Raw genomic sequence first — 17,785 nt, 5'->3', positions numbered from 1 at the left:
CGTGGCAATCATTGACAAGCATATCAGTACAGCAGTGGAACTTATTGCTGCGTATGACTTTAGCCTACCCTTTCATTTATTTTTATCTAAATTTTTTAAGAAGAATAAAAAGATTGGAAGTCGTGACCGTAAAAATATTCGCGAAGCGTGTTACTGTTATTTTAGATTTGGAAATACGTTGCCGAAATTGGGAATTGAAGAAAAAATCAGACTTGCATTTCGCAGCAAAGGACTGATTCAAAGCACTGATATACCTATAAAAGATGAACATTTTGAGAATATAGAACAAGCTATCTTACATTCTGAGCATGGATTTAACGACTTTTTCCCATGCAGGATGTATTTCAGCAAAGAGCTTGATGTTATTGAGTATGCCAAAAGTGTGATACAGCCGGGATTGGTGTTCTTTAGAAAAACAAAAAAAGGCATGGCAGAGACGATTGATTTATCAGTTTTAAGCAATGCAAAAGAAGTTGCAGATAATACATTTTCAGTTGGCACTGCAACTCCCTTAGAACAATTGATAAATATGGGATTGATTCAAGTACAGGATTTATCATCCCAAGAAATTTGTAAGCACATAGAAATTAGTGGTAAATGTTGGGACGTATGTGCAGGAGCAGGAGGCAAAGTTTTACACCTGCAAGAACGTAACTCTGCTTGTCAATTCTATGTTTCAGATGTGAGACGCTCTATACTTGAAAATTTGCAAGAAAGAGCCGCGAATCAAGGTATAGATGAATTTTTAGCTGCTGAAGTCAATGTTGCAGAACACCTTCAAGACATTACATTTCAAAATAAAACAAAGCAAATAACTGTTTCAAATCCATACTTTGACACAATCGTTGCAGATGTGCCATGTTCCGGCAGTGGAGTATGGCGTAGAAATCCTGAAAATATACTTGGATTTAAGTGTAACAAGGTCGAACATTATGCCGGATTGCAACGAAGTATTGTGAAGCATGCACTTCCTTTTCTGAAAAAGGGTTGTGTGTTACATTATATCACTTGCTCTGTATTTGAAGCAGAAAATGAAGGGCAGTTTGATTATTTCAATGCAATGGGATTGACAGTTCAAGAGCATAAATATTACAACACCATACAACAAGGAGGAGATATTTTGTTTCATGCAACTTTAATAAAGAATGAATAAGGCAAGCAACTCTTGCACAATCTTCCCTAGACCTTAAATAGAGCCTTGAAAAAAGTATATTGATTGCAGAACTGTTTTTTCTTAAAATCATACCTTTGCCCCCCTTATGGAATTGATAGAAGGAAAATATTGTATTGGAGGTGTAGCAGTGAATGACTTAGTAAAAGAGTTTGACACCCCGCTTTATGTTTATGATGCAGCTATCTTTGAGCGTCAATATAAGAGATTATACAAAGCATTTCCAGGTATAAAGGTACGTTTAAATTATGCTTGTAAAGCATTGACAAATATTGCCGTGTTAAAAGAGTTTAACAAAATGGGTTCAGGATTAGATGCAGTTTCTATTCAAGAAGTATGGCTTGGACTTAAAGCCGGATTTGCTCCGGAAAGAATTCTTTATACTCCAAATTGTGTTTCAATGGAAGAAATCGACATGGCAGTAAAAGAAGGGGTAAGAATCAATATTGACAACCTTTCGGTTTTAGAGCAATTTGGCAATAAATACGGCAATAAAATTCCTGTTTGCGTTCGACTAAATCCACACATCATGGCGGGTGGAAATGCACATATCTCAGTAGGTCATATTGATTCAAAATTTGGTATTTCCATTCATCAAGTTCGACACATAAGCAGAATCGTCAAAAGCTACAACATCAAGGTAGAAGGACTACACATGCACACAGGTTCCGATATTTTGGATGCAGACGTATTCTTATATGGCGCAGAACTCTTGTTTGATGCCGCTGCTGAATTCACTGATTTACAGTACATGGATTTTGGTAGTGGTTTTAAAATTGCATACAAACCGGATGAGGTCATTACAGAGATTGAAGAAATTGGAAATAAAATAGCCGATAGGTTCAAAAAGTTTTGTAAAGAATATGGAAGAGAACTTGAACTATGGTTTGAGCCGGGCAAGTTTTTAGTAAGTGAAGCCGGATATTTTCTTGTAAAAACGAATGTTGTCAAACAAACAACTTCTACAGTGTTTGCAGGTGTTGACTCAGGATTTAACCATTTAATACGTCCCAAATTGTATGATGCTTATCATCATATTGTCAATGTTAGCAATCCTGAAGGAAAACAACGTATATATTCTGTTGTCGGATATATCTGTGAAACGGATACTTTCGGTATGGACAGGAAAATGAGTGAGGTACATGAAGGAGATATTTTGTGTTTCCTTAATGCGGGTGCTTATGCATTTTCAATGGCATCGAATTACAACTCTCGTTATAGACCTGCAGAGGTGATGATTAAGAATGGCAAAGCTAAATTGATTAGAAGAAGAGAGACTTTGCAGGATTTGTTGAACACAATGGAAAATCTGTAATACTCTTGGATAAAACCACATGAAAAATAAAACTTCTAAACTTATCATTTTTGTTCTCTTTATCTGTCTATTGGTGGGTATTGGTATTTGGCTAAGTAACACTTTTGACAAAGATTACTCTATTATTAAAGGCAAGTATCCTGTTCAAGAACAAGACAGTATGAGTTTGGATAGCAGTGATTTTATGCTACCTGAAAATCAATAAAGTCAGGTACTCAAGGTTTGATAAACTGAAAGTATAATCCCGTATGATTCTTGTGCAAAAGCATATAAGAAGCATTTTTTGCATCATCTCGTAATGCGTCTAAGACAATGTATTGTATATTCCCCAGTTGTTTTATGTCGCGTTTATGGTCATGCCCTGTAATGACCATATCAACCTTGTACGTTTCAAAAATATCCAGCAATACAAACAACTCATCCATTGTAGGGCTTGTTGATGCTGTATGGTGTTTGCGAAACAAATTACTATGGGAGTAAACAATACAGCGGTCATATTGAGAGCGCAACTTATCGAGCATTTCTTTTAGCCAAGCCAATTGACTTTCTCCATGTGTACCGCCTCCTGAATCTAAGCAAATGAACAAATCCTTTTTGTTTGGTGTAGTAATAGTAAAGTAGTAGGTAGAACTGCCAAACAGATTGTAGAATGCTTTCCACCCATCAAAATACAGTTCGTGGTTACCTACCATAACGAAGTTTGGTGTAATAGAGTCGGAAGGCAACAAGGACTGAAAAAGTGTAATATCTGATTCTCTTCCTGTTGCTAAATCACCAACATAAACAGCAGCTGCAATGTCGGGTAACTTAGCACGATTCACAAAACTCAATAAATTTTGATGTGTTTTGGGTCCTCCTATATGCACATCAGCCGTGATGAGAAGTTTGTAGTCATCAGAAGGAAAAACAATATTTTTGTATGAATGACTTTGATTCCATGCCATTGATTGCTGAAATCTTTCTTCCACCCTGTCTGTAGAGCGAATAAATCCGGAAAAGTCTGCTTCTTTAATACAAGAACTTAATAAAACACACAATACAGGCAACAATACGAAGGCTTTCTTATGGTGTAAAGTTGACTCTGAATGTAGTTTGAAAAACACCATGTCCTTTCTCTTACTTATTTGTAATACCGTATCTAAAACCAAGCCTAATATAATACCCAAATGATTGAACCCGTATGTTTAACAAGCCTGCTTCTTGGTATGCAACATCAAGAAATACAATTTGTTTAGGATTGATGTTATAAGAACCACCTAAAAGGATAAACGGATTTGTTTCTTGATAAATCAAAAAATAGTCAAAATTGGTAATGGTAGCTTTGACGTCAACTTTCTTATGAATAGCTTGTTTGTATGTAAGGCTATACAAAACATTGAATGGCTCCCAGAGGGTTTTGCGGAATGAATTTGCTGTTTGATTCTGCTTTCGCAATTGTATAAACATTGAATTAACCCCTAAGATATAATCCCATTTTTTATGTTGATGTTGTAGAAGCATCCCAAACTGATTGACATAAAAATTCTCAGAATATGGCATCCACTGATAAAACAAAGAAGTGTTAAAGTTTATATCCTTAACTTCAACTTGTCTTGATAATTTAAACCTCATTGCTTCGAGGCTATTTTGCATTGTGCGGCTATATACCAAGCCTAATCCTCCCTCAATATTCCAATCCCGATATTTCTGACCTGCAAGGACATTCATTTTGCCAAATTGCCCTATTGATGCATGGTTTCTACCGGTAAGCATAGAAACATCTCCGTATGACAATGCTTGGAAAGAAGTCAAAAGTGCAAAGCACAAGAATAGGACAATACGAACTCTCATAGTATAAGATACAAGCAAATATAGCGTTCAACTTTCGATAAAAAGGCTACTTGCAGCAATTTTATTTCTTTGACTTGTATTGAAATGAGCAGCATATCTGCATTGCTTACATTGCTATTATGCAAAAGTGTTTGTTGTCAAAATACAAAAATGTATTCTTAATGTTGGAACAAGGGAAAATTAAATCGAATAAAAAGTTTTAACGTTTTATTCGTAGAACCTAACCGTAGTAGTAGCATTCATACAACCTACGGTGTATGCCTGTCCTTCTGTAATGCCTTTAAAGAAAGCAAGCTCCTTGTCAGGTGCATGTTTTTGATAAGTATTAATGCGACTTTGTGCATCATCTTTCACAGAGGGGTCAACGCTAATTGCTTTTTGCAATAAATCAATTACCACCCAAGCAGCAGCCTTTTTGTCAAACGGGTCAGTGCAATTGGTAACAGCTTCGTTGTATTTTGCCATTGCAATTATTATAAGCGCATAGCCATTTTGACCATTAATAGACAATACTTTGTTTGCATAGGTTTGAGCTTGTGCATAGTTATTTGCTTTCAACATATTAGATGAAATTCTGATATACAATGCTTCTTTTTTCTTTGGATCGTCAGAAAGGTCAGCCGCTTTTTCGTAATAAAGATTTGCAGCTTTTAAATCATTGTTGTTATCAAAGTATTTGGCAAGCTCTTCAGCAGTTTTAGCATCAGGATTCCTCTCAAATATTGTTTTAAGCACTGAAATATAATTTGGGTTGTTATATGCTTGTGCTCCTCTGTATAACTTGACTATTTTTTCTTGCAGATTTGTGTCATTTGGATTGGCTTTCAGACGCGGAAGAAAAATTTGATCGATGTCTTCACTCTGAATAAAGCCTTTTAGGTTGTTTTCTATATAGTCTTGTGTTTGCTTCCAATAAGGTACATAAGGACCGTTTGCGTTTACATTAAAATCCATGATGTTCCCTATCTTATCATACGCGTTCAGTATATCTTCTTTGGTAGCTTTTTTATCAATAAACGCACTAAATATCGCACTCATGTAGGTAGAAGGAACAATATATTCAAGTTTGTTTTGTTCTAATGCAATGGCACGTTCACTGAGTTCAATAACTTTTTGGTATTCTTTGGGACGGTAAAAGCTTAAATAATATGCCCATCTTCCTTTTACAACTCCTTCATCTCCGTGAAATTTAATACGTTGAGGAAATACACCCAAGAATGAGTCTAATAGAATTGCATGTCTGTCTTTTAATGTGCTGTCAGCTAGAAACAGAGGAAAAAATGTTTCTGCCTCAACATAAGGTCCCAATCTTGCACAAGGTGCTTTAGCCATAATTTGTTGCCAAAGCGGATAAACACTCATGTACTGTTTGTTTCTATATCCTTCTTGATATAGAGAAAAGATTCTACGCATTTCTAACGAATCTTCAGGATTTTCTCCAAAAGGATGTAAGCATTCAACCGGTCTATTAGCCGGAGGAGGATTCTCAGTGATTTGCGTGTCGGTACTATGTTGGTTTGTGTTGTTGGGTGTTGCAACTGTCTTGTTGCCTGCACACGCCCATAGTGGAACCAATGTTAAAACAATAACTTTGTTCATTTTAATGAATATGCTGTGGGTCTTTTTCATGTTACTTATCTGTATTTTCTCTTAATAAACCATAAATCTGTAAGTGATAGTCCTACAGAGATTCTAAATAAGTCTTCTCTAATTCTTCCGTCTGTTATTTCTCCTCTTTTAAGGTATTCACCAGAAAGATAGAGCATAGACTTGTATTTTTCTCTTTTACCATCCATTGTAAATACATCTCTTACGATAGGCAAACCTATTCCAAAAGATATGCCAGTCTCTTTGATTGGTTCAATTTTGCCCGCTGCATTATGATACACTGCGCTCAGCTTAGCAGATGTAAAACCAACATATATTTCGGGATTATGCATGCTCAATGTTGGTTTGGACTCAGGATTAATGGTTAGTCCGATGCTGATTCTCGAGTATTTAGCAAACTCATCCGTCCAGCCTTTGCCAATGACACTTGACCAATCTTGGAACGAATATTCTCCACCAATACTAAATTTTTCTTTAAGTGTATAGGTTAAGCCAACACTCATAAAAGACGGTATCTGCGAACTACTTCTGTTGCCTTCGGTAAATAAAATTGTGTCTAATGGAACCAAAACACCTTGTATGTTATAATCAGAACTTCTGACAACCCGCGTTTGCGTTGTATTTAAATAATGAGAAAGTCTATAGCTCATTCCTGCACTGACAATTGATTTGTTTTGAATAGGAATGTTAAATCCTAATCCAAACTTATGTTCAAAACCATTGTATTCAGTGAATTTCAAATCTTGAATTGTAGTAATGTTTTGTGAGTCAGGAAATGTAACCAATTTGTTTTTGTTTACTTGCCCCCAAATAAAAGAGAGCGTATATCCCAAACTTGCATATTCACCAATTTTAAAACCATTATTAAATCCAACACTAGTCAAATCTCCGGATGCATTGTGCAGTATCAAGGATGATGCAAAAGAAGTGTCATGTTTTTGTTGAAAATCCCCTCCTATATTGCTATAAGGAGAAATAGAAACACCGGCAACCCAACTAAAAAGATTTTCTGATTTTCTGATTTTTTTAATTGATTGATCAGCATTGAATAATGTGTCTGTTTTATGCCTGGTTTTAAAGTTCAATGTTCTAAAAGCCAAACTAAAATAATTAAAATTTCCATTGTTGAAATCGCGGTGAGCACTACCTGTTGACAGGGTTCCTTTTTCAATTTTGAAACCAAAATCTATGATTGTTTTGTCAATAAAACCCAAAGTCGCAGGGTTTACCAAATTGTAACGATTATTTGAAAAGACTGAAGATGCAACACCACCTAATGCTTTGTTATGAATCATATAGCCATATTCTGTTTCGCCAATACCCGAATATGCATAAGGAGAGTTGGTGTTATTTTGAGCATGCAGCAACCCGATTGTAAGAGTTGAAAAGACAGCAAGAAGTGTTTGTTTATATGATGCCATTAAATTTTGCAATATTGAATAGTCCGTACAGGGTTAAATAGGGCGCTGCGAATATCTTTGTTTTTAGTTGCTTCTCAAAATAAACTGCATCCCCTCCGGTCAAAAATATATTAAGCTGAGGAGCGGTACTTGCAAACCTATTAATATAGAATTCTAATTCAGCCAATAATCCGTTTTGAACCCCATTTGAAATGGCGCTAGAGGTATTTTTACCAATTAACTCTGTTGAATCGGTGGGGGCAATCATGGGTAATTTTGCAGTAAATTCATGCAAAGATTTATATCGTAACGTCAAACCCGGTGAAATATTTCCACCTTTATAATTACCTGCATCATCAATAAAATCAATGGTAAGACATGTACCTAAATTAAATACCAAACAATTACTTTGGGGTTTTAAATATGACGCACCGGCAATACTGCACAATCGGTCTGTGCCCAATGTTGTTGTTGAATTATATCCTATGCTGAAAGGCAATTTTAACTCCGCATGCACACGTGTGATTGTATTTTTTAACTCCATTGAGTCTGTAATTCCACTCACATCAGAGAGGATGATTGGAACTTGGTTTGACAGTGTGTCCAGTATTGAAAGTGAATTTGTTTTTGGAGTTGATTGCACTTCAATCATATCTCCATTTGCGCTGAACTTGGCAAATTTTAAGTTCTGGTTGCCAATGTCAACACAAATCAAGGCAACCATTGATAGTTTTCACGAGTAAGTTTTTTGAAAATTCCGTTATGTTTTACAAGCAAACGGTGGTCAGAACAAAACTTGTCAGGAAATGCATAAATCTTTTTATTTGTGTCTCGTTCAACAAACTCCTGTTGCAAGTTTCTATTCCAAAGCAGTTGACTTATTTTTTCTTCTAAAAAATTTAAAGAAGAAAAAGAGGTCTTGTCAGTAACTTCACGCAAATTTTTTAGAAATTCTTCAATAACAAGCGATATATCAAACTCTTTGCCTGCATAGTCTTTCATACTAATTGCAGGGAATTTGGATTGTGTGTCTTTGAAAGTCTGATTTACATTCAAACCAATACCACCAATTATGGTGTTAATTTTCTCTCCGGCAATGGTGGTCTCAGCCAAAATCCCTGCAATCTTTTTATCTTCAAGAAAAATATCATTAGGCCATTTTAGCTGTGCAGGCATGTTAAATGCACTACGTAGTGTGCAAATCATGCTATAGGTCAATATATAATTGATTCTAAAAAGAGCTTCCGACAGGCTGAAGTTTGGCTTCATAACTACGGTTAGCAATAAATTTTTGCCTTCTTCAGATTCCCAGTGATTGCCCATTTGTCCCTTGCCGTCAGTTTGATGATCGGCAATAATGGTAGCAGGTAGGTAGGCTGTTATTTCCTCTAAAATTTCTTTTGCGAAATCATTGGTAGAACCTACTGAATCAAAAAACTTGCAACGATAACCTGCAATTATCTCTTCCTTGTATAAATTTGTCCCTTTCAAAATCAATTAAAATTTATGGGCGCAAAATTAATATCTTTATATGAATAAAAAGAAATCTGATGAAACCGACCTTTTGGTCATGGGGATAGTTGCAGAAATGCAAGAAAAGAAAGCAAAGAGTATTAAAATTCTTGACCTTAGAAAACTCAAATCAGGCTTCACGGATTGCTTTGTTATTTGCCATGGCACTTCTGACAGACATGTAGAGTCTATTGCAGACAGTGTTGAAGAAACAGTTAGAAAGAAACTCAAAGAAAAACCTTGGCATATTGAGGGAACTGAACGAAATGAGTGGGTATTGATAGATTACATAAATGTAGTTGCACATATTTTTGTTGAGCCCAAAAGAAATTTTTATGCAATAGAAGAATTATGGGGGGATGCTGAAATTACAGAATTTGACGATGTCCTTTAGAGTGCATTGAGTGTCTGTTCTTTGATTTTTTCTAAAACATCTTTCATCTCTACAACATGTTTTTGCATTGAGAAATAGTTAGCCTTAGAGCCAAGAGTATTAATTTCTCTTCCCATTTCTTGGCTGATAAAACCTAATTTTTTACCGGATGCTTCTCCTTTTATTGTGTCTAAAAAATATTGGATATGATGACCCAATCGGCTCACTTCTTCTCCAATATCTAACTTTTCTAAATAGTACAACAATTCGTATTCAAAGCGAGTGGGGTCTGCTTTGGCTTTATCGCCAATCTCCTCGATTGACTTTTGAAGCTTAGATTGTATATTGGTTTTTCTCTCAGGATCTAAAGCAATGATGGATTGCAAGTGTTTATTGATAGCTTGGGCATGTTCTGAAAGATTTGTAGCCAAAGCAACTCCTTCTTTTAATCTAAAATCATCAAATTGTTCAAAGGCATTTTCCAACACTTGCATTACCAGTTTCCAATCTTCGCTTTCTGTCTTATTCTCTTCAATTTTTATAACTTCTGGCAATTGCATTATATATTGAAAAATGTCGGGTTGTGGTATTTGTAATTGAGTTAAAAATTCATCAATCTGTTTCTTGTATTGCAGCGCAATTGCATGATTAATAGAAAGTTGGCTAGAAAGGTTTTCTTGATTCAAAAACTCAGCAGTGATATTGATTTGAATACTGCCTCGACCAATTTTTTCGGTTGCCCATTGTCTTATCTCGGTTTCTTTATCACGGAATATTTTAGGAGTACGGATGTTACATTCAAAAAACTTTCCATTGAGAGAACGTATTTCAACTTTAATATTCAGATTCCCATTTGAGCCTTCGGCAAATCCAAATCCTGTCATTGAGCGTAGTGTGGACATGGGGGCAAAAGTATATGATGTGCGATAAATGTTACTGTTGAATTTTCCCTTTCTATGGCAAAATCTAACATTCTAATCTTGTGAAGTATAGAAATGTATGTAAATATTATGGGCGTTTAGCCTCGAGAATCCAAGTTCGAATCCTTAGCAATATTTGTTTATTTTTGCACGACCTTAAATAAGGTTAAGGTATAAAACATCAGTTATGACTAAGATGCAAGCTACAGATTCAACTCTATCTTTTGAAGAGTTCAAAAAAGAAGTGTTGGAAGATTACAAATGGGCAGTTAAGAGCCGTCATGCAAGTTTGATAGGCCGCAAAGAAGTGCTTACAGGAAAAGCCAAATTCGGAATTTTTGGAGATGGCAAAGAAGTGCCTCAAATTGCAATGGCTAAGGTTTTTAACAAAGGTGATTTCCGTTCCGGCTACTACAGAGATCAGACTTTTATGTTTGCCAAAGGCATAAATACTGTAAAACAGTTTTTTGCTCAATTGTATGCACACCCTGATATTGAGGCAGATCCAAATTCTGGCGGAAGGTCTATGAACGGGCACTTTGCATCTCAGTTTCTGGATGAAAATGGGCAATGGCTGTCTCAAACTGATAAATATAATGTATCTGCCGACATTTCACCAACCGGAGGGCAAATGCCGCGTTTGCTTGGGTTAGCGTATGCATCTAAAATATACAGACAAAATCCAAAGTTGAAAGACAGAACAGATTTCTCTATTAATGGCAATGAGATTGCGTTTGGCACAATCGGCAATGCGAGTACTTCTGAAGGAGGGTTCTGGGAGGTAATGAATGCTGCCGGAGTTATGCAAGTACCAATGTTGATGTCCATTTGGGACGACCAATATGGAATTTCTGTACCTGCAAAATACCAAACAACCAAGGAAGATTTGTCTGCACTTTTGAGCGGGTTTGTTACTGATGGCGACAAAAAGGGCATCAGGCTTTTTACTGTCAAAGGTTGGGATTATGCCGCGCTTTGCAAAGTTTATGAAGAAGCAGCTGCAGTTTGCCGTTCTGAACATACTCCGGTCGTTGTGCATGTAACAGAATTAACCCAACCTCAAGGGCACTCTACATCAGGTTCTCATGAAAGATACAAGTCCAAAGAAAGATTAGCTTGGGAAGCTGAATATGATTGTAATCTTCAAATGCGCAAATGGATGATTTCAAATGGAATTGCAACGGAAGAAGAAGTGCTCAAGGTGGAAGATGACGCATTGGAGTTTGTTAAAAACCAGAAGGATGAAGCATGGAAAGAATTCATGGATTCCATGAATCAAGATAAAAACACAGCAATTGAGCTATTGCAAAACTTGGCTTCTGATTATGCGCCAGCTGCAGATTTAGCCAATGAATTAAAAGCTGATAAAAACGCAATTCGTAAGGAAACATTGACTGCTGTTCATCAAGCACTTCGAGGTACACATCTACAAAAAGTGCAAACAAATGCAAGGCAATCTTTACTTGATTTCTATCATAAAATTATTGCACAAAACAAAGAGAGATATAGCTCAAACTTGTATAGTCAGTCTGACAGCAATGTTTTTAATCAAGAAATAATTCCTGCAGAATACAGTGATAACTCTCCTTTGTTAGACGGACGCGAAATCGTCAATGCTTGTTTTGACAAAAATCTTGAAAAGTATCCTGAGTTTATTGCATTTGGTGAAGACGTTGGTAAAATTGGAGATGTCAACCAAGGTTTTGCAGGGTTGCAAGATAAATATGGCGAATTAAGAGTATCAGATGTAGGAATTCGCGAATTGAGTATAGTAGGTCAAGGGCTTGGGGCAGCAATGCGAGGTTTAAGACCCATTGCAGAGATTCAATATTTAGATTATTTGCTTTATGCTCTGGAAATTATGAGTGATGATATTGCAACAGTACAATATAGAACCGTAGGCAGACAAAAAGCACCTGTTATTGTTCGTACACGTGGACACAGATTAGAAGGAATTTGGCATTCAGGCTCCTATATGGCAGGTATTATACATCTCGTAAGGGGAATGCATGTGTGTGTGCCAAGAAATATGGTGCAGGCTGCCGGAATGTATAACTTACTCTTTAAATCTGACGAGCCTGCTTTAGTTGTTGAATGTTTGAATGGATACAGACTAAAAGAAAAACTACCGGATAATATTGGTGAATTTACAGTGCCATTTGGAGTTCCAGAGATTTTACATGAAGGAACTGACGTAACTATTGTATGTTATGGCTCTAGTTTGAGAATTGCTCAAGAAGGCATAAAACAATTGGCAGAATTTGGAATATCTGTTGAGTTGATTGATGTACAAACCCTGCTTCCTTTTGATATTCATCACAGCATTGCAGCATCTGTAAAGAAAACCAACAAAGTTGTGTTTATGGACGAAGATGTACCCGGTGGAACTACTTCATTTATGATGCAACAAGTGTTGGAAGTTCAACAAGCCTTTCAGTACCTTGATGCTGAACCCGTTACTATCACAGCGAAAGAACACAGACCTGCCTATGGCTCTGACGGAGATTATTTCTCTAAGTGCAATGCAGAAGATGTATTCAACACCATTTATACAATGATGCACAACTATAATCCGGAAAAATATCCGGCTTTTGGAGTGTAATCATAATCCTTTTAAACCTTTAATCGCCATGAGCTATGTTCAATTGGCACAACATACATTATATAAGGATGATTATTCCCTATATATTTGGTGTCTTCACAGCTCTTTATCTCGTAGATGATGCGAATCAAGGGTTACTTCTCTTTATTCCGGCATTCATATTAGTACCGGTTTATTTTTTCACTCGAAAAAAGCCTCAGAAATATAGTCTCGATGTCTTGTATGGCATCGCATTGTTTACACTATTATTTGCATTGGGAAGTTTTAGGCAATTGAATTATAATGAACTCAACTCACCAAATCATTTTACAAAAAATGATAATTCAGCGTTTTTATTGACTCAAGTAAATGAAGAACCTTATGATAGAGAAAATTTTGTAAGGGTCAAGCTGAAAGTCAAAGGCACTATTGACTCTGTCGGACAAATTGTTAAAAGTGCCGGTAGTGTACTTGCTTATTTTAGAAAGCCTGTAGAACAAAATCTTAGAATAGGCGATGAAATAATTATTCATGCTGAGAATATCCAAGAAGTACCAACGCCACGAAACCCTGGTGAGTTTGACTACAAGAGATTCTTGAGTTATCAGAATATTTACTACCAAGTCTTTTTGAATGAAACAGATTGGAAAACTACGGGTTCATTTCAAAACTCGGTAACACGAGTTGCATCCGGAGTGCGTCAGTCGATTATAGCGACTATTGGAGAACTCTTTCCAAAGACGGAGCACAAAGGATTTGCAGAAGCTCTTTTGGTTGGATATAGAAACAATTTGAATACAGAAATAGTAGATTCTTTTTCTAAAACGGGCACTTTACATGTATTGGCAGTGTCAGGTTTGCATGTGGGAATTATTTTTTTGATTCTTAGCAATTTGGGAAAGGTTTTTAGCAATTTCCGATATGAATCAATATTGAAAAGCATGTTGGTTATTGTAGGAATCTGGGCTTACGCATTTGTAACCGGTATGTCGCCTTCAGTGCAACGTGCTGCGATTATGTTTTCAGTAGTGCAACTTAGTGTGATTTTTAAGCGAAAGCCAAATATTTACAACAGCATTTTTGCATCTGCATTTCTTATATTATTGGTAAATCCTTTGTTGATAGTAAGTGTAAGTTTTCAACTTTCATATACTGCGGTATTAGGAATCGTATATTTTCAACCCAAAATCAGACATTGGTATTTACCCAAGACTAAAGTTACAAAATATATATGGGAATTGATTGCAGTTTCGCTTGCTGCCCAAATTGCAACTTTTCCCTTAGGTATTTTCTATTTCTATCAATTTCCATTGTATTTCCTGCTTTCTAACTTAGTGGTAATTCCGGTTATTTTTATCGTCATGCTGGCGTTGATTACTAGCGTGTCTTTCTTCTGGATACCTATACTTGGCAGTGTGATTGTTTGGGTTACTTCTTTGAGCATAGAATTTATATTGTGGACTGTAAGAACAATGCAAGCGTTGCCTTATTCGAGTTTTGAGCATTTGTATATCACCCCACTTCAATTAGTTCTGATTTACTTATTTATTTTAGGATTAACAATGTGGTTGTATTCAGCACGGAAGTCATATTTGTATGTAACAATGTGTGTGTTGTTGCTCTTTATGTCCACCGCTGTCTTTAGGATTTATAAAATAAATCATCAAGATTTTGCTGTATTACATTCTATCAACAAACATAGGGTAATGAGTGTTGTAAAAGGGCGTGAAGTGCATTTTATTGCGGATGCAGAATTCTTAAATGATGAGTATAGTCAGCGTTTTTACCTTCGCCCATATATTGCAGAAAACGGATTACGAAAAATCTATTTTCATACATGGAATGACAGTGTTAGCGCAAGCAATTTCAGACTTACAGACAATGCATTGTATTTGCAAAAACATATTTTGATACACAAAAAAGATTGGCTGTTTCACCATCAATTCTCTTCTGAGAAATATACAGCTCTTATTTTTGAGCACTGGAATTTGAAGAGATTGCGCTATTTGGCACAACGGGAACTTGAAATAAAGGAAGTAACCCATTGGCTAAGGTTTGAATAACATTATTCAAATCAACAATTGCATCTCATTAATTGTGCTGTTAGTGTTTCATTAAATTTCCTCATATTTGAAACCACACTGTAATGATGCAATATGGCAAAACAACACCCCATTAAACATAAAGTTCAGGACAAGAAATTCACTCCAGTTCCGCCAAAAAAAACAATATCTTTTTGGGCAAGCGTAGAAACTCGTACTTGGTGGTTTTTAGGCACATTCACTCTCTTGGCTCTCATACTCAGGGTATGGGGTGCAGGCAGGGTCTCATTTTGGTTTGATGAATATTTACATGTTTTGCCTGCTGCTGATTTTTTGAGAGGAAAAGGATTGCATAATATTGACGGTTTCAATGGCATTTTCACCACATTAGTTGAAGTTGTAGCAATGGGCATTTTTGGGGTGAATGAAACAAGTGCCCGTGTTGCAATGGCATTGTTTGCTGCTTCTTCATTGATACCAATGTATTTTGTAGCTAAGAAACTGTTTGACAGTAGGATTGCTTTCACTGCAATTTTCTTGTTTGCAGTTTCCCTATATGCCATTTATTGGGGCAGAACTGTGAGAAACTATGCTACTTTCTTGCCTTTTTATCTTTGGATGCATTGGCTTTTATTGAAGATTTTTGAAGGAAATATTTCTATAAAAAATGATTTCAAGATTGTATCAGGTATTCAATTGGACATAAAAACCTTGTTATTATTACTTATATCATTCGTATGCTCTCTGCTCAATCATCAACTTACTGTATTTATTGTTTTTGGATGGTCATTTTATGGGGCCGTTGTGTGGATAGGAAATCTCTTTACGGGAGATAAAAAAATATTGAACAAGTATTTAGTTTTTGTTCCACTTTTCTTGTCCTTTGGCTTTTTATTTACCGGAGCTGGCAATGCTATGGCAAAGAAGTTTCTTGGAGTGCTACTGCCACCCAATATCGTCAATGGGGTTGTTCCTGATTTAACTAGAATTTTGTCATTATGGAAGTCAGACCCTTATTTGTCTTACGACTTATATATGAATGTGTTAAAGACAGATGGAAATTATCTCTATATATTGGCTAGCATCGGTTTTGTAGTTGCGTTCATTAAGAACAAACGTTCTGCGCTATACCTAACAGCACATTTTGTATTCCTATTCATTTTATTCTCCTTTGTTTTCAGAGAGCCTGCGGTGAGCCGATATTTGTATTTCATAATACCTTTTTATTTTATTGCGGCTGCTTACGGTATATGGTGGATCATTGACAAAGTATTTATTAGCTTACTAAAGAAACCTAATTTTCCTCAAACTTCTTTTGCATTTATGGCAGTGCTGGCTTTAGGCATATTTCTATTAAATCCCAAAAATATCAAAGCGTTTTTAAACAACACAAATCACGGTCAAATTGTAGATAGGCAAATATCTGAATGGTATTACACAAATTGGAAAGACCCAATTGCATACGTTAAACAGAATATGGCACCCGGTGATGTTGTGTTATCTACAGTTCCCAATTCTATAAGACTTTATATGGGGATTGATACAGCAAAATTAGGATGGTTTAGGCAAATGATATATGATGGCATACAAAAGAAGTATGTTCAAAATCAACCGGATGGCAAAAAGGTGAGCGGATATACAACAGACGAATTTATTGCCACCATTAAAAACAATCCGCGCGGATGGCTGTTGGCTGATTACTATTTTTACAATGTAATGACCGATCCACGTGCTAGACAATATGCTATTGAACATCTTGATTATCATTTTGGTGCAAGTATGGATGGGAGTGTACAAGTATTTAGCTGGGATAATTCCAAACCTAAAACAGAAGAAACTCCGATACTGGTTGAGTTGGGAAAAATCTTGGGTAGGACCGAATCGGATGATTTAAGTTTTAACATAAACCTTATGGGTCAAGATAAAGTCAGTTTTATTTTTGATGAAGAAGGGATTGATGTTTCAGGTGAAGCGGTTGTACAGATAAATGGCGGGCAAATGTTTCCTATTCCTAAACCGGAAAATAGCAGAGGCTGGGGCAAAGAATATACAATGGTAGAAATTCCTGCACAAAATCTTAAAAATGGCACAAATACAGCGAAGTTCTACTATAATCCGCAAGCTGCACCACAAGATATCAGACCCGGATTTGTAATCTACAATGTGAGAATGAGATAACCGTCAATCACAGACAGCATCCACCCAAGGCTCCATTTGGTTTTGCAAAAATTTTGCAGCTCTTTCTGCCTTTTCTGCATAATCTTCCTCGTTTCCGGCATATATAATTCCCCTTGAAGAGTTTACAAGCAAGCCCAACTGTTGATTAATACCCTTTTGAGCCACTTGACTTAGGCTACCACCTTGAGCACCTATGCCCGGTACTAAAAGAAAGTTCTCAGGCACAATTTTTCTGATTTGTTCAAATTCCTCCGTTTTGGTTGCCCCGGTAACAAACATAAGGTTGTCTTCATTACCCCATTTGCTCACAGTATCAAGAACTTTCTCAAATAATCGCAAACCATTATTTGCAAAATATTGAAAATCTTTTGCTCCAGAATTAGAGGTAAGCGCAAGAACAATTACCCATTTGTTTTTAAACTCTAAAAAAGGTCTAAGACTGTCTTCTCCCATATAAGGTGACACAGTAATAGCATCAAAGTTAAGTGTTTCAAAAAAAGCTTTTGCATACATAGCGGAAGTGTTGCCAATATCGCCTCTTTTAGCATCGGCAATGGTAAAAATACGTTTTGGAATAACTTTCCTTGTTTCTTCTAAAACCTCCCATCCTTGTTTGCCATACTGCTCAAAAAAAGCGGTGTTTAGTTTGTATGCAACAGAATATTGCTGCGTGTATTTAATGATTTCTTGATTGAACTCTAAAATTGAGTCTGTTGTTCTGGGTAAGTGAAGAGGGAGCTTGTCGATTTCAGGGTCTATGCCTGTACACAGGAATGACTTCTTTGTGCAAATTTCGTTGAAGAGTTCTTGTCTGGTCAATTTTCGTTAGTTTTTAAATTACTTTTGCCTCTGTTT

General features: G+C 36.2%; 15 protein-coding genes. 7 read left to right on the top strand and 8 right to left on the bottom strand.

Translation table 11 applies throughout. The annotated features are described in order from the left end of the window. Position 1 precedes the first annotated feature (1 nt). From M0R38_01200 to M0R38_01190, 3 genes are all read left to right on the top strand, one after another. Positions 2-1,153 (top strand): hypothetical protein, encoded by a 1,152-nt coding sequence (locus tag M0R38_01200; protein ID MCK9480361.1) that lies wholly within the window; start codon positions 2-4, stop codon positions 1,151-1,153. A gap of 106 nt (positions 1,154-1,259) precedes the next feature. Next, complete coding sequence (gene lysA / locus M0R38_01195; protein ID MCK9480360.1) at positions 1,260-2,486, top strand: diaminopimelate decarboxylase; 1,227 nt, start codon at positions 1,260-1,262, stop codon at positions 2,484-2,486. Between the two features lie 19 nt (positions 2,487-2,505). Further along, positions 2,506-2,691 (top strand): hypothetical protein, encoded by a 186-nt coding sequence (locus M0R38_01190; protein MCK9480359.1) that lies wholly within the window; start codon positions 2,506-2,508, stop codon positions 2,689-2,691. Between the two features lie 10 nt (positions 2,692-2,701). Here the strand turns inward: M0R38_01190 and M0R38_01185 are convergent, their stop codons facing one another. From M0R38_01185 to M0R38_01160, 6 genes are all read right to left on the bottom strand, one after another. Continuing rightward, positions 2,702-3,592, bottom strand: a complete 891-nt coding sequence (locus M0R38_01185; GenBank protein ID MCK9480358.1) for a metallophosphoesterase — start codon at positions 3,590-3,592, stop codon at positions 2,702-2,704. A 10-nt stretch (positions 3,593-3,602) separates the two neighbouring features. Beyond that, positions 3,603-4,316, bottom strand: a complete 714-nt coding sequence (locus tag M0R38_01180) for a hypothetical protein (GenBank protein ID MCK9480357.1) — start codon at positions 4,314-4,316, stop codon at positions 3,603-3,605. Between the two features lie 207 nt (positions 4,317-4,523). Then, on the bottom strand, positions 4,524-5,945 hold the full coding sequence (locus M0R38_01175; GenBank protein MCK9480356.1) for a hypothetical protein: 1,422 nt from the start codon (positions 5,943-5,945) through the stop codon (positions 4,524-4,526). 5 nt (positions 5,946-5,950) lie between these two features. Then, positions 5,951-7,345: an outer membrane protein transport protein gene (locus M0R38_01170; protein MCK9480355.1), complete on the bottom strand. Its 1,395-nt coding sequence runs from the start codon at positions 7,343-7,345 to the stop codon at positions 5,951-5,953. Continuing rightward, positions 7,332-8,048 (bottom strand): type III pantothenate kinase, encoded by a 717-nt coding sequence (locus M0R38_01165; protein ID MCK9480354.1) that lies wholly within the window; start codon positions 8,046-8,048, stop codon positions 7,332-7,334. The genes M0R38_01170 and M0R38_01165 overlap by 14 nt, the downstream gene beginning before the upstream one ends. Then, entirely contained in the window at positions 8,036-8,815 is a 780-nt protein-coding gene (locus M0R38_01160) for a biotin--[acetyl-CoA-carboxylase] ligase (protein MCK9480353.1), read from the bottom strand. Before M0R38_01160 ends, M0R38_01165 begins: the two co-directional genes overlap by 13 nt. Before the next feature lie 40 nt (positions 8,816-8,855). Between M0R38_01160 and rsfS the strand changes: the two genes are divergently transcribed. Further along, a complete protein-coding gene (rsfS, locus tag M0R38_01155; GenBank protein ID MCK9480352.1) occupies positions 8,856-9,230 on the top strand; it encodes a ribosome silencing factor in 375 nt (124 codons plus the stop codon). Here the strand turns inward: rsfS and M0R38_01150 are convergent. Beyond that, positions 9,227-10,111, bottom strand: coding sequence for a YicC family protein (locus tag M0R38_01150; protein MCK9480351.1), 885 nt, complete (start codon positions 10,109-10,111; stop codon positions 9,227-9,229). The genes rsfS and M0R38_01150 overlap by 4 nt on opposite strands. Positions 10,112-10,325: 214 nt before the next feature. On the opposite strand from M0R38_01150, the gene M0R38_01145 reads away from it, so the two are divergent. The 3 genes from M0R38_01145 to M0R38_01135 all read left to right on the top strand — a co-directional run bounded on the left by M0R38_01145 (position 10,326) and on the right by M0R38_01135 (position 16,930). Continuing rightward, positions 10,326-12,731, top strand: coding sequence for a thiamine pyrophosphate-dependent enzyme (locus M0R38_01145; protein ID MCK9480350.1), 2,406 nt, complete (start codon positions 10,326-10,328; stop codon positions 12,729-12,731). A gap of 68 nt (positions 12,732-12,799) precedes the next feature. Continuing rightward, positions 12,800-14,773: a ComEC family competence protein gene (locus M0R38_01140; protein MCK9480349.1), complete on the top strand. Its 1,974-nt coding sequence runs from the start codon at positions 12,800-12,802 to the stop codon at positions 14,771-14,773. A gap of 93 nt (positions 14,774-14,866) precedes the next feature. Further along, positions 14,867-16,930, top strand: a complete 2,064-nt coding sequence (locus tag M0R38_01135; GenBank protein ID MCK9480348.1) for a glycosyltransferase family 39 protein — start codon at positions 14,867-14,869, stop codon at positions 16,928-16,930. Between the two features lie 3 nt (positions 16,931-16,933). Here the strand turns inward: M0R38_01135 and pyrF are convergent, their stop codons facing one another. Next, positions 16,934-17,749 (bottom strand): orotidine-5'-phosphate decarboxylase, encoded by an 816-nt coding sequence (pyrF, locus tag M0R38_01130; protein ID MCK9480347.1) that lies wholly within the window; start codon positions 17,747-17,749, stop codon positions 16,934-16,936. Between the last annotated feature and the right edge of the window lie 36 nt (positions 17,750-17,785).

The sequence above is a fragment of the Bacteroidia bacterium genome, assembly GCA_023228875.1.
Classification (GTDB): Bacteria; Bacteroidota; Bacteroidia; order NS11-12g; family UBA955; genus JALOAG01.
This window is presented reverse-complemented; position numbering and strand designations above follow the sequence as displayed.

What these genes read in the sequence shown, in the direction of transcription:
- M0R38_01165 (MCK9480354.1), bottom strand. Translation starts at nt 8,048, where the DNA reads ATGGTTGCCTTGATTTGTGTTGACATTGGCAACCAGAACTTAAAATTT.
- M0R38_01170 (MCK9480355.1), bottom strand. Translation starts at nt 7,345, where the DNA reads ATGGCATCATATAAACAAACACTTCTTGCTGTCTTTTCAACTCTTACA.
- M0R38_01185 (MCK9480358.1), bottom strand. Translation starts at nt 3,592, where the DNA reads ATGGTGTTTTTCAAACTACATTCAGAGTCAACTTTACACCATAAGAAA.
- M0R38_01150 (MCK9480351.1), bottom strand. Translation starts at nt 10,111, where the DNA reads ATGTCCACACTACGCTCAATGACAGGATTTGGATTTGCCGAAGGCTCA.
- M0R38_01140 (MCK9480349.1), top strand. Translation starts at nt 12,800, where the DNA reads ATGATTATTCCCTATATATTTGGTGTCTTCACAGCTCTTTATCTCGTA.
- M0R38_01175 (MCK9480356.1), bottom strand. Translation starts at nt 5,945, where the DNA reads ATGAAAAAGACCCACAGCATATTCATTAAAATGAACAAAGTTATTGTT.
- M0R38_01145 (MCK9480350.1), top strand. Translation starts at nt 10,326, where the DNA reads ATGCAAGCTACAGATTCAACTCTATCTTTTGAAGAGTTCAAAAAAGAA.
- M0R38_01135 (MCK9480348.1), top strand. Translation starts at nt 14,867, where the DNA reads ATGGCAAAACAACACCCCATTAAACATAAAGTTCAGGACAAGAAATTC.
- M0R38_01180 (MCK9480357.1), bottom strand. Translation starts at nt 4,316, where the DNA reads ATGAGAGTTCGTATTGTCCTATTCTTGTGCTTTGCACTTTTGACTTCT.
- M0R38_01190 (MCK9480359.1), top strand. Translation starts at nt 2,506, where the DNA reads ATGAAAAATAAAACTTCTAAACTTATCATTTTTGTTCTCTTTATCTGT.
- rsfS (MCK9480352.1), top strand. Translation starts at nt 8,856, where the DNA reads ATGAATAAAAAGAAATCTGATGAAACCGACCTTTTGGTCATGGGGATA.
- lysA (MCK9480360.1), top strand. Translation starts at nt 1,260, where the DNA reads ATGGAATTGATAGAAGGAAAATATTGTATTGGAGGTGTAGCAGTGAAT.